This window comes from Moorella naiadis (nom. illeg.) (assembly GCF_051020825.1).
GTDB lineage: Bacteria > Bacillota > DSM-521 > Neomoorellales > Neomoorellaceae > Neomoorella > Neomoorella naiadis.
Window position 1 is genome coordinate 1 of sequence record NZ_JAXGFQ010000046.1, and the last position, 12,306, is coordinate 12,306.

Annotated in this window: 8 protein-coding genes and 1 pseudogene; 1 reads left to right on the plus strand and 8 read right to left on the minus strand. The window is 46.8% G+C overall.

All coding sequences use genetic code 11. From position 1 onward, the window contains the following. Positions 1 to 230: 230 nt before the first annotated feature. From SDD30_RS16510 to SDD30_RS16530, 5 genes are all read right to left on the minus strand, one after another. On the minus strand, positions 231 to 989 hold the full coding sequence (locus SDD30_RS16510) for a sugar isomerase domain-containing protein (RefSeq protein ID WP_434076033.1): 759 nt from the start codon (positions 987 to 989) through the stop codon (positions 231 to 233). An 18-nt stretch (positions 990 to 1,007) separates the two neighbouring features. Further along, positions 1,008 to 2,186 (minus strand): N-acetylglucosamine-6-phosphate deacetylase, encoded by a 1,179-nt coding sequence (locus SDD30_RS16515; protein ID WP_434076034.1) that lies wholly within the window; start codon positions 2,184 to 2,186, stop codon positions 1,008 to 1,010. Positions 2,187 to 2,202: 16 nt separating this feature from the next. Beyond that, positions 2,203 to 2,976, minus strand: coding sequence for a glucosamine-6-phosphate deaminase (locus SDD30_RS16520; RefSeq protein ID WP_434076035.1), 774 nt, complete (start codon positions 2,974 to 2,976; stop codon positions 2,203 to 2,205). Then, positions 2,967 to 4,298 carry a neutral/alkaline non-lysosomal ceramidase N-terminal domain-containing protein gene (locus SDD30_RS16525; protein ID WP_434076036.1) on the minus strand — a complete coding sequence of 444 codons (1,332 nt, stop codon included), beginning with the start codon at positions 4,296 to 4,298 and terminating at the stop codon, positions 2,967 to 2,969. Before SDD30_RS16525 ends, SDD30_RS16520 begins: the two co-directional genes overlap by 10 nt. A gap of 63 nt (positions 4,299 to 4,361) precedes the next feature. Continuing rightward, positions 4,362 to 5,645 carry an AGE family epimerase/isomerase gene (locus tag SDD30_RS16530; protein WP_434076037.1) on the minus strand — a complete coding sequence of 428 codons (1,284 nt, stop codon included), beginning with the start codon at positions 5,643 to 5,645 and terminating at the stop codon, positions 4,362 to 4,364. 179 nt (positions 5,646 to 5,824) lie between these two features. Here SDD30_RS16530 and SDD30_RS16535 point away from each other — a divergent pair. Beyond that, a pseudogene (locus SDD30_RS16535) lies at positions 5,825 to 6,819 on the plus strand (transposase). A 356-nt stretch (positions 6,820 to 7,175) separates the two neighbouring features. On the opposite strand, the gene SDD30_RS16540 reads toward SDD30_RS16535, so the two are convergent. From SDD30_RS16540 to SDD30_RS16550, 3 genes are all read right to left on the minus strand, one after another. Further along, positions 7,176 to 8,666, minus strand: coding sequence for a sodium:solute symporter family protein (locus SDD30_RS16540; RefSeq protein ID WP_434076038.1), 1,491 nt, complete (start codon positions 8,664 to 8,666; stop codon positions 7,176 to 7,178). Between the two features lie 448 nt (positions 8,667 to 9,114). Then, the gene (locus tag SDD30_RS16545; protein ID WP_434076039.1) at positions 9,115 to 10,569 is read right to left on the minus strand and encodes a tagaturonate epimerase family protein; all 1,455 of its coding nucleotides are present in this window, start codon (positions 10,567 to 10,569) and stop codon (positions 9,115 to 9,117) included. A gap of 158 nt (positions 10,570 to 10,727) precedes the next feature. Beyond that, positions 10,728 to 11,960 carry an ROK family transcriptional regulator gene (locus tag SDD30_RS16550; RefSeq protein WP_434076040.1) on the minus strand — a complete coding sequence of 411 codons (1,233 nt, stop codon included), beginning with the start codon at positions 11,958 to 11,960 and terminating at the stop codon, positions 10,728 to 10,730. Positions 11,961 to 12,306 lie beyond the last annotated feature (346 nt).

Consider the following 12,306-nt stretch of genomic DNA (forward strand, 5'->3'; position numbering starts at 1 on the left):
CCACCCCTCACCCTCACCCAATATTACAATTTTCATCCTTCTGCTGGTGTCGCCGCGGCGGAATGGGCGTCTAGCTTAAATTTACTATCAGGTAGCCGATTCCCGGGAATTAATATCCATAACTGGTAACTAGCAAGGTCAACTTCAACTACTTAAAATTTTTCATTTTGTTGTTCTTGACTATGGAGTCCACCTTAATCGCTCATTCAAATGACTCCCTGCCTATAGAACTAAAGCTTCTTAATTCTTCCTTTAAAGCGCTCGATAAAGCGGGCATTGGCCTCATCTCCGCCAGTGGCATTCCCACTCATCCAAATGGGCGGCGTGATGCCCTCTTTGACCAGTAAGTCTACCGTCTCCGCCATAAGGGAATTTAAGATAAAGGCATTGGCAAACGTAGACATGGCTGCGACGCGTTGGCCCAACCCTTCAATTTCCACCACGGCATCACCCACATCGATTTTACAATCTAAAACAACGTCTACAAGATCGGCCAAATTCGCTTTCGATGGGTGACGAGCCGGGTGATCCTTTGGAGTTTCCAAAGCATGGTGAACAGAAGTCACACCAATGGTTTTAACTCCCCGGCGTTTTGCTTCTAAAACTGCATCAATCGTCGCTGCGTTAATACCATAGGCATTGACGATGATTAGCAGATCCCCTTCTTGAAGGCCATAATCGTCAATGACAATCTTTCCGTATCCTGGGGTCCGTTCAATCGCCATGGAACGAAGCGCTCCATTACTCAAAAGTGTGCCTTCATCTAACATGGCACTGACATGCATGAGCCCACCAGCCCGGAAAAAGATTTCCTGGGAGGCGAGGTTAGAGTGCCCTCCAGGCCCATAGACATAAACCAATTTATCTTCTTTGATATGATCGGCGACCAGCCGGGCTGCTTTCTTAATGGCATCTCCTTCTTCGTCGTGGATTTTCTGTAAATGCTCAAAGATCTTGTTCAGGTACTGGGTCATAACCGGTGTTGTCATGGTTTCGTCCTCCTTTTATTAATGCGATGAGTACACACGCTTGCCGGCTTTATACGTTTGTAAGATTTTTATTCGGTTCTTTCGGTTCTGTTGACGCTCAAAGAGAACCAGGTCGGCAGGGGCTCCCACCTCTAAACCTGTTTGGGAAGCAAACTCCATAAATGCTGAAGGGTACAGGGACGCCATTTCCCATGCCTCTTTAAACGTTAAGAGGCGGTCGCTCAAATATTCAATATCCTGTCTTAAGGATTTTACAGAGCCGGCGAGCAACTTCGGATTCTCCGCCAGGTGAAGTTTTCCCTCCGGTGTTAACACCACTTTGCCGCCGATGTGGGTTTCATATTCTCCGGCTTCCAAGCCTGCTAAATAAACAGAATCACTCACCAAAAAAACCTGCCTCTTTTTGACCTTATGAATGATCGTTAGAACGGAGTCTGGAAGATGAAAGCCATCGGCAATCATACTCGTCCAAAGCCGCTCGTTAGCGAGTTGATCCCAAATGTAATTAGGATGTCGCGGTAACACGGGATGTGCACCGTTTCCCAAATGAGTAGACAACGTTGCCCCGCCGTTCACCGCCTTAAGAATCTGCTCCGACGATGCAGCCGTGTGCCCAATGGCCACTTTCACACCGTGGACAACACATTGTGCAATAAACTCGGCGGAACCCGGCCATTCAGGGGATAATGTAATGAGTTTGATCCGGCCTTTGGCTGCTTCCTGCCATTTTTTAAATCGGTCCCAATCGGGTGGTTTAATATGCTCAAGCGGATGTGCTCCACGCGGGCCATCTTCCGGCGAGATAAACGGGCCTTCCAGATGTATCCCTTTAATGGTTTTGACCAGCAGAGGATCAGCATCAACGGCAGAAGAGAGTTTGCGGACCGATTCTTCAATAGCCGTATCTGAATTTGTGGTAATGGTGGGAAAATATGATGTAACCCCTTCCCGCCATAAAGCCTTAGTTACATTCTCCACCATATCCTCTCCAAAAGGAGGCGTATTAAAATCCATCCCGCCATACCCGTTAATCTGCAGGTCCACCAAACCCGGCCCGATCCAGGAAGACTCTGCAGTTTGTGAGTGCTTTAATGGCTCAACGTCGCGAATAATTTCACCTTCAACCCAAACACGCACCTGCTTCCCAGTGCGGTAATGTATTCCCTCTAGAGCAAAACGTTTTTCTTTTTGGCTCATCTGGTCCATCTCCTTATCAGTTCCCATAAGAATCTTTATCCAAATATAAAGTACAGTTCGGATGGCGTCTTAAGACAGAAGCCGGGCAATCCGGCGTAATTGGGCCGTAGAGGGTACGCTTTACGGCATTTTGTTTGGTTTTTCCCGGAACAATACAGTATAAATAAGCGCCGGCCATGAGTATAGGAATGGTGAGTGTGATCGCATGCGTCGGTACGGCTTCGAGATTCGGAAAGCAGCCATCATGGACTTGTTGGTTGCGGCAGGCCTCATCAAGTTGGACAATTTTTACCGTCTTGGTGTCGTTAAAATCTGCAACCCAAGGGTCATTAAAGGCGATATGACCATTTTCCCCAATACCAAGACATACTATGTCGATCGGTTCAGCTCTAAGCAATTCCCCGTAACGCTTACATTCGGTTTCAAGGCCCCTTGACGTATCAATGAGATTGACTTCACCCGGTCTCACTATATCAAACAAGCGGTCGGCTAAGAAGCGGGAAAACCGTCTTGGATCGTCCTCAGGTAACCCGAAGTATTCATCCATATGAAATACCGTAACCCGAGACCAATCAATCCCATCCGCATGGGTTAACCCCGCCAGAAACTCATTCTGAGAGGGTGCGGCTGCAAAAATCATGCGAATCCGTTCTTTCTCCGCCAAAAGCTCCTTCATCTTTTTCACCACATCGTGAGCTGCTGCGTTACCCATATCAGTACGGGTTGAATAAACTTCAACGTGCAACCGTTCTGCCGGTAGAGGCCGAACCGACTCCAGATTTATCGGCATGTTTCATCCTTCCTTTCAGCTAAGCGTTGGATTTCCGTACAAATCCGTTCTTCCACCAAAGGATCAAAAGGGGCAGGCTGGCCAAAGTAAAGCACCGAATCTTTAGACTCGTAACCCCCTTCGTCGATTTGCCTTGCCGTCGGCACATACCCGATCATACCATTAGTATATCCTACTGGAAGAATTCGCCTCGCGAATTTATCTTTGATGAAAAGGCCATAGGACACCACCATTTCCGCATTGGCGGTTAAGAGCGAAAGCCCTTCAGCGAGATGTACCCATGTCATCTCCAGAGGAACACTGGAATGAATTCGTTCAGGATGCTTCATGAGAATCTCGGCCCATTCTGCATAGATTCCTCCTTCAGCACTCTTTGTTTTCAGTTCGCTTCGTGTCGGAAGGTTCTGTAGAGGAAGGTCTACCGTCAAAGTTTGGCTTATTATTCGGCTTGTTTGCAACGCCTCCATTTGGCTTTGCATAACCCTTAACACCTCATCCCCGAGAGTTTGACCTAAGCGGCAAACTTCCTGATCATCCCCCCGGTAAAAGGCGCCGTCACGAATAAGAGCCGGTCGTACATCCCCACAATACCCCTGGAGATAGGCTGCAACCGTGGTTCCCCCTATTTTATCCTCAAGATAGTCCATTGCGATACCCGGAAACTCCGAAGAGACAAAATTATCCCCGGTAGTCGTTGCATGGCATGCGTAATGTACCAACAAGGCCTTGGTACTTCCCGTTTCCCTAACAAAGCGGAGCACCGTTACTTCCGGGTCAGATGGTCCGTCCGGGTTCGGGGCCATCGTCATTTCACCTTCAACAACTTTTCGACGGTTAATGGAAAAGCCGCAATAACCCGTCCCACGGTCGATCCTGACAGATTCAAGGTTTTGCAAAGCGCTTCGAACCCCATCGATGATTCGCTCTTCCAATGCTTCAACAACATACCTGAAGTCTAAGGGGCCCAGTGAAGGCGTAAACCGGCCGCTTGTCTGGGGCCCTGAGTGGTTATGGGTAGCATGAAAAAGCATCGAAGAAAACGTGAAGCCGAATTCCCGTTGCAACCTTTCTTTGAGTACCGGGATGCGCTCCGATCCCCACCAAATTAAATCGGCCGAAACAATCAGCACATTTTGCCGCGTACCATCCGCTTCCGTTTGTTTAAAAAGCAAAATCCGGGCATGAAGCGGATGGATAACATCTTCAAAATTTCCTTGACGGTGGGCAAACCCTGCCAAAGGTATGGGATGCTTAGGGGTAATGTCAATTTTTGCCGTACCCAGTTTAAGATTAAGATTTTCCATATTATTATTATTCACCACCGAAGGCTTTTCTCGTTAACATCTAAGCTAAAACGCTAAACGGCAAGACGGTATTAAAAAATATTAACGGCTAAGGTTCTCCTGTATAAGCTCAATCGTTAATAACACATTTCTCAAGATGTGATACGGGTCTTTAACCGGTAAAGCAACGACTTTCTGTATCGGCTTGCCTGTACGGTCCCGGATTTGGATCCATTCTCCAACAGTTTCGTCGGGATTGGGGAATATGGTAAACACATACGTGTGTGTTTTCTCATAGAGCCGGAGAAAAGTTTCATCACGTGTTACGCTATACATCAGCAAAGTTGTATACAATGCCTCCGAATGCGGCCACCATAGCTTTGTATCCCAGGTATCGAGGATCAACTTCTCATAAGGATCACCGTTTGTTGTCCCTTGAGGCTTACCTCCCTGGCGATCTACAAAACGGAGAAGCCCACCGTATTCAGGGTCCCATCCTACTTCAAAGGCTCGCTTCAGAGCCTTAGCTGCTTTATGGGTCCAATCTGTCCCGCCGAGCTTTCGCACATTTTGCATAATAAACCACATGCATTCGATGGTATGCCCAGGGTTAACATGCCGACAAAGTACGGTATCTTGAAGAGGAGAGCCATCAGGGGCCAACATCTCGGTAATTGTGCCATCTGCATTGTAAAAAACCGTCATAATGTCATTGGCGTGGCCCAGAGCTGCTTGTTTGAGTTCTTGGCTACGCGGATGTTTTAAGTAAGACAAAGCCTCATACAGTTCCTGTGTTACATTGAGCATGATCATCGAGACAGAATGCGCCTGTACTCCTTCTGGGATCGGATAAGGTTCACTGCGCAGGTTCTTTTGCTTAAGGCGTTTCACAATCTGATCATACAGGATAAGGGCTTTCTTAAGGATTTCGGTATCCCGTGTGGCCTTTACATACTCGGAAAAGCCAAGAACGACAAAACAATCGGCATAAAAACTTGTATCATATCCTTGTCCGGGTATCTCCTCGACTGGATCACCGGTTTCGGTGAGGACAAAAGCACAGTTTCCGTTTTCCAGTACGGCATGCTGCCACAAAAAATCAACAGTTTTCTTTGCTTGCACGAGGTAGAATTCGGGATCTTCCGATAAAAGTCCGGATTGACTTATACGGGCGATTCGGGACCAGATCCAAATAAACCGCCCTTGTGACCACGTATATTTGTTTTTACTTATTAATTGAGTTCCGGTGTTGTCAAAGCACGTGAAAATCCCGCCATGTTCGTTGTCCACCGCACGTTTCCAGAAGGAAAGTAAAGTTTTGGTGGCATGTTCGCTATAAAAGTCAAGCAAGCCCGCGTTAAATATACTTTCTCCTTGGTTTAACATGTTTTCCACCCTCATTTCATTTAACTTAGATCCGGTAAGTAACCGCAAAGAATCCTTATGCCGCAAGGCATGACACCTTAAAAGAAGGGTAAAAAATTTAGCAAAAAGAAGGAGAACCCCATCCGATCCAGAATTGGTAAGTATCACCCAAACCACCCGGAAGAAAGGGGTTCTCCTCCATCAGGGTAGCACAAATACTTACCAATAATCAACAGGAAAATTTGCTGCGTCAGCAAAAAAGGAACCAGGAGCGCCGCTGTCAGAAAGCTATCAGGTGCTTGGAAAAATTAGCTGCTAGAACCAACCTACCGATTACCTTTGATAATACCACTGTTACCGCTTACGGTAACTTTGGGCTGTTCGAGGCACTAAAGCAAGTCATCAGTTTCTCCGATATGTTTACGGCAGCATCTTGCCATTAAACGCTATCATAATTGCACCTACTGCGCCGCTGAACTGATTGAAACTATGATTGATTGCGCTGGGCTAGGCCTGTTACGGTTCTCCCATATGGAAGCCCTCAAATACGACCCCGGTTACCAGAAGCTCAAAGGGATCGACCGGGTTGCTGATGAACGCACCCTGCGTGGCCTTTTGTCCCGGCTTACCCTGGAGCAGGTTGAGCAGCTACGCCAGGTGAATGAAGCTATTCTCGACCTTATGGCCGACCGGGACGGTCCCCGGGAAGTATGGCTGGACTTTGATGATACTGTCATCACCATCTTTCGGTAATCAAAAGGGTTCCGAAGTAGGTTACAACCCCCGCTACCACGGCCGCGCCTCCTACAAAGCCAAGGTGGCCTTTATCTCCGGGAGCGGTGAATTGGTCAACGCTAATCTCTATGGCAGCAAGACCGCCAGTAATGGTAGCTTCTTGGAATTCTTGCGGGAAACCTTGAGCAAACTCGACCCTCGACGCAATACAGCTTACATGTGGTTGAAAATCCTAGCTTACAATCTCCTGAACTGGTTCCGGCTGGCTCTATTGCCTCCCAACGCCGCCAACTATGAAATAAACTCCATTAGGCGTTTAATCCTGAATGTGCCAGGAAACGTGGTCGGCTCTGGCCGTTACCGGCACGTAAGGTTAGCTCCGGTTAGAGGAGGTGGTTTCAGTTATCCGCTTCAGAAATTTATCCGGCAGAGGTCGTGGCTCTTGGTGGCCTCCGGCTAGGAACTCCCCCCTCCGAACCCATAGCTGTTTTTAGATTAGCCGGCTTTGCCAGGTCTATTTAAGTGTTGCCTTTTTACCCCAGATCGTTATCATAACGGCACTCCTCTTTTACCAGAAGTGTGATTTCGTGTTCGTAGCATGACGAATGCTGCTCAATTTTTCTGTAAATGGTACCCAGCCTACCCAGATAGCTCTTATAACCTGTTACTTGCCAATTCCAGGTTTAAATTGAGTCATCGAACACCAAACGTTGAATTTGGTGTTTGATGACTCTATAAAAAGGTCCGTCATAAAAAGATTTCTTGATTATTTGGATGTAAATCCTTCCTGATGAATTTTTACCTTACCAAGGATTATTAAGCTGTCGGTTTAGATATGGAATCGTAGCTTAACGCCTCCATCATATGACTGACTTCTGCAGGCAATTCCCGTCTGCGAGAAAGTAGTCCAAGAAGAATAAATAACACCATGGAAACAAGAACCGGCATCGAAACCGTTACGGCAAGACTGGATGCAAAGGCATATTTAACAACGGTAAATGCAATAATTCCCCCGACCCAGGACACAATAGCTGCAGTAACGCCGCTATGCCTGAAAGCCGGTAACAGGCCGAAGAGCATTGGAATTGAAATCGGGCCAACCAGAGCACCAAACCAGGTTAAAATGAGACCCAAAACCCCGCCGAATTTGTCCTGCTCGGCAGCTATAACCATTGTGAGCGCAATAAAGATAAACGTGGTAACCCGGGCCGTTTTCAAAAAACTTTCACTGGAAAAATTTTGGGCCTTTTTCCAAATAACTGGAAGGATGTCCCGTGTTATAACTGCTGAAATGGCATTGGCATCCGACGTAGTCATGGCCATCGTATGGCTAAACATACCAGCTAAGACAAGACCGACTAAGCCAGGCGGCAAAAGATTTTTGGCCAACATCGCATATGATTGGCTGGGGTCCTTTAATCCTGGTAAGAGAAGGGGCGCAGCCCACATCGGAAAGAAGAGGACGAGAGGCCAGAGCAAGTACAAGAAGCCGGAAAGAATGGCCGCTTTACGGGCCTGTGCACCGGTAGGTGCAGCAATATAGCGTTGTGCCAGGTTCCAGGTTCCTCCATTATAACTGAGGAAGTCAATCAACAAGTATGCTAGGAAGAAACTCAACGTAAATGGGCCTGTCAAGGGGTAATGATGGCTTGGGGGCAACTGGTTCCAAATCCCGAAAATTGCATCCAAACCGCCAAACTTGGCTAAAACAATAAAGAACATAGCGAGTCCTGCCGCGAATTGAATAACAAACTGGGCAAAATCAGTTAAAGCATCTGCCCACAATCCGCCAATGGTACAATAGATCAAAGAAACCCCGCCCGTTAAAATAATCCCAACAATCAATGGAAGACCGGTAAATACTTGCAGGATGATAGCGACGGCAGCCCATTTGGCTCCGACGTCAAAAACCTTGAGCAAGGCACCGCTCCAAGCCATCAACTGTTGAGTCGGAACATTGTATCGGGTTGCTAAGTACTCCATCGGGGAACCAATATTATACCGTGCCCGTAATCGGGCCCATCTCGGTGCAATGGTAAATGCGCCGAAAAACACGGCAATAGACACTGGAATAGCCCACCAGATATAAAGGGTAAAACCATACGTGTAAGCGACCGCAGCATAACCGACAAATACAACCGCACTATAACCGGACATATGGTGCGAAACCCCAGAAAGCCACCACGGCATTTTCCCTCCCGCAGTAAAGTAGTCATGGGAATCACGGATTTGACGATGCGACCAAATCCCTATTCCAACCATTACTAGAAAAAAGAGTCCCAATACAATCCAATCGACCAACGGCATATCATGCTCCTCCTTGTCAAGAATATAGTTGCTTTATTAATCCCGTTAGAAAATAAACTTATTTTTTAATACTATAATTAGGATAAGCTCAGCCTTTATTTTACCGTTTGTCCGTGTCTCTACTCCTTTTTTAAACTCAGCATATCCTGCGGCGTATAAAGGATCCTGCTCATTGATTACCATACTAACCTTAAGTGTATATGTGTCGCTATCCTGTTTTTTTCTGTACTTTGCTGCTTACCCCCCCCGCAGAATTATTACATGCGCTTATTACTACCATTGTGAATCCTTACAGGAGGGCAACAATTACTCTCTTCCATTACCATTGTTACATTTCACCCTTTCTACTAGTTTAGGCTTTAAAGGTTGTGTTTACCATTTTGAGTGCCCATCTTTTTGCTTTGGTTTTTTAATATTTGAGTTCCCCACCTCCATAACTGTTATTTTACTAATTTGTTACACCCCCCTTAAAAGAGTGCCCTATATTAACCAATGCAATATGCCGGCCTAGATGCTGCTTTAATACCGCCATGTAAGCATCTTCATTATTATTGAGTACGGTATATATCTTTTCCCTGAAGGTACCTACTTTCGGATGAAGGAAAAAACCATAGGTAATATGCATCATTTGCCTGGTATCGTCCTGACTTAAAATACCCGCGATGGTATCTGGCGTTATGGTCCCGGGAGTAGGAACTATGGCGGTATCCAGGCTGACATGGTAGTACTCTCTGGCTTCGTCCACATGTTCCAGGGCATGTTGATACATCTGGCATAAGAGTTCGGGTTGGCACCGGGCAATTACCTGTAACGCTTCGAGCCAGCTCGTACCTGCGGTTTTCAGATGTAATCTTTCTTTTGTATATCTACCAATGACAGGAAATACCTTGAATTTATCACTACCGGAATGAATGCTCAGTTTATAATCAAAGTGGGCGGCAATGGCGGCGTGGATCTTGAATTGACGTTCAAATTCATCGACCACGCCGATATAATCAATTCCCTTTTGAAACTCACCGCAGAAGCGGGGAGCCATGCTTGTTACTTTTACCCCGCGCCTTTGCAATTCCGCCCCCACCAGGAAATGGGCTTCCGGTGTCGTCGGAAAAGCAGTTTCATCGATGGAAACCTCGAAATCGATCTCTTTACCATGGGGTACGATTAGGTCTTTGTAAACATGTTCTACGTAGTTAACAGCTTTCAGGTAGGTGAGGATTATTTTTTTTAAATTTAATTCATCAAAAAATATCTCATACCCATTAACATCACATTTTTTATTCAAGTAAATATCTTCCAGGTTATTGGTTGCTTCTTCCTTCAGTTTTTTATAGGCCTCGTTAATCTCGCTCCCGGTTTTGGTAGCAATAGTATTATCCAGCCTTTCCGAGCAATCCAGGGTAATCATGGTGTATCCCGCTGCAAGGGCCTCTTGGACTTCCCTTTCCTGTTTCAGGTGATCGCCGTCGGCGCCAAAGCCTTCCGTGTAGCCTTCCTGGAAGACTCCCCAAGTAACGTCATCCAAAACATCAGCAAAGCTCCTGCCGGTTAAGGTCAATTCCCGCACCGACTGCTGGGCAAATACCGGTCTCACTCCTGTACCGGCGATAGCCTGGATATGCCCCGGGGTAGCTAAACCCAGACGGTCGCCCATCCCCATACTGAAGCCTTTATTACCAAGGGGCACCGCCGCGGTAAAGGGAAAGTACCGGCGTAAAGCGCAGGCGTTTGCATGGCTTGTAGGGGCTATTTTTACCTTATCGCCATTGATTGAGCTTTCCTGGCCAGCAAAGTCATCATAGCCTGACCAATCGGCGGCATTGATAAGTAATAAAACCTTTTCATTTCCTATTCTGGCCAGCAGCAGGTGCCCGTTTCCCACCTGTTGTATGGAGTGCGGGTACACGCAACCGCTTGCCGTTGGACTTTTTCCTAGTGCTGTTCTTATTGACGATAATATCATGCTGGCTTCAGCAATCATTCCTTCAACCTCACTATCCATTTCGCCCGTCTATGTTACACCTTCTGGCATTTTTATTTCTCTGCTACCGTCATTGCGCTGGCCTAAACATCCAGCAGGGCTTCGGCGCCGCCATCGAAAAGCGCCCGTATAGCCACGGCGCACCCGCCATAAAACCCAGTATCCTTTTGCATGGTTGATAACTCAAGCCTCACCTCCCGTGCCAGTTCGGGGAAAGCATATTTTTGCATGCTTTTGGCCAGTGGTTCCAGTAAACTGTCCCCCGCTGTGGCCAGGATACCGCCGACAAATACGGCTTCAGGGTTACACAGGTTGATAATGGCCGCCACGCCTTTGCCGATTTGCCAGGCGGCCTGGCGTACCAGCTTCCCGGCATAGGAGTCGGCATCTCCGGCAAAAGTAATTATGTCTTCTATGGTCACCGACCCCTTCTCGCGCCAAATTGTTTTTAAGGGGTCTTTACCACTATAGAGGGCTAGTTCATTATTCGCCTTACGTACTAGGGCCGGTACGGCATATAAACTCTCCAGGCAACCATTATTACCACAATTGCAGAGGGGTCCGTTTTCGTCTATCACCAGATGGCCAATTTCCCCGGTGTATCCTTTATAGCCATATGCCAGCGTACCATCCAGGATAATTCCGGCGCTGATGCCTTCACCGAGATTAATATAGGCCATATTCCGGGTTTCCTTACCGCGGCCGAAGGTATATTCCGCCAGGGCAGCCGCATTGGAGTTGTTTTCGACAAAAATATTGATGCCCAGCATTTCCTGCAACCAGGTTTCTATGGGAATATCACGCCACTTCCCCCCCAAATTAGGAGAGCGTTTTACTACCTTGGTAACGATATCTACGAGTCCTGAGCAAGCTATGCCCATCCCCAATATCCTTATTTCCTCCAGGTGGTTTTCCTTAATCATCTTTTTTACTTCTCCGGCAAGCTGTTCCAAACCCCGGCGCGGTTCGGCCATATCGATATTACACCGGTTAATTACTAAAGGTTTAGCGTCCAGGTTAACGACACCCAGGGTGGTTTTACTTTTTGTTATTTCCGCCCCGATTACATAACCAGAATCCGGGATAAAATGGAGGTTAACCGGTCGTCTCCCACCACTAGATTTACCCAGGCCCTTTTCCATAACATAACCTGCGGCCATCAAATCACGAATGATCCCTGTTATTGCCGTCGGTGTTAAACCGAGTTCCCTGGCCAATTGCTTGCGGGAAATACTTTTGTGTTGTCTGATAATATTAAGAGTGCTGATCCGGTTAAGCTTTTTTACCAGCTGGTAGTTTCCTGCCTCTTTGGCCATGTGCTACTGCTTCTCCTCGCTGTATCTGTCTCTACGCCATGATGCTAAATAATGGAAATCAGTCTTTCACATTGCCATCTTCTTCATATTGCCTATATATCTGAAGTGCTGTTTGTGTTTTATAATTTACTCTCCTTATTATGTGTACTTATTTATTCCCCCAAAGTAGCTGTGTAATGTTTTTTGTAGCCAGTTCGGCACCATCTTTTTCATCTACGCTTAATAAGTTCGACATGATTTCTTTTTTTCCTGCTGGTTGTTAAGACTTCTTGTAACTACTCAGCCACCCCAAGAAATTAAAAAATGATGCTGGACTCGGCGCTGCTTTTCATGTAGAATGGAACCA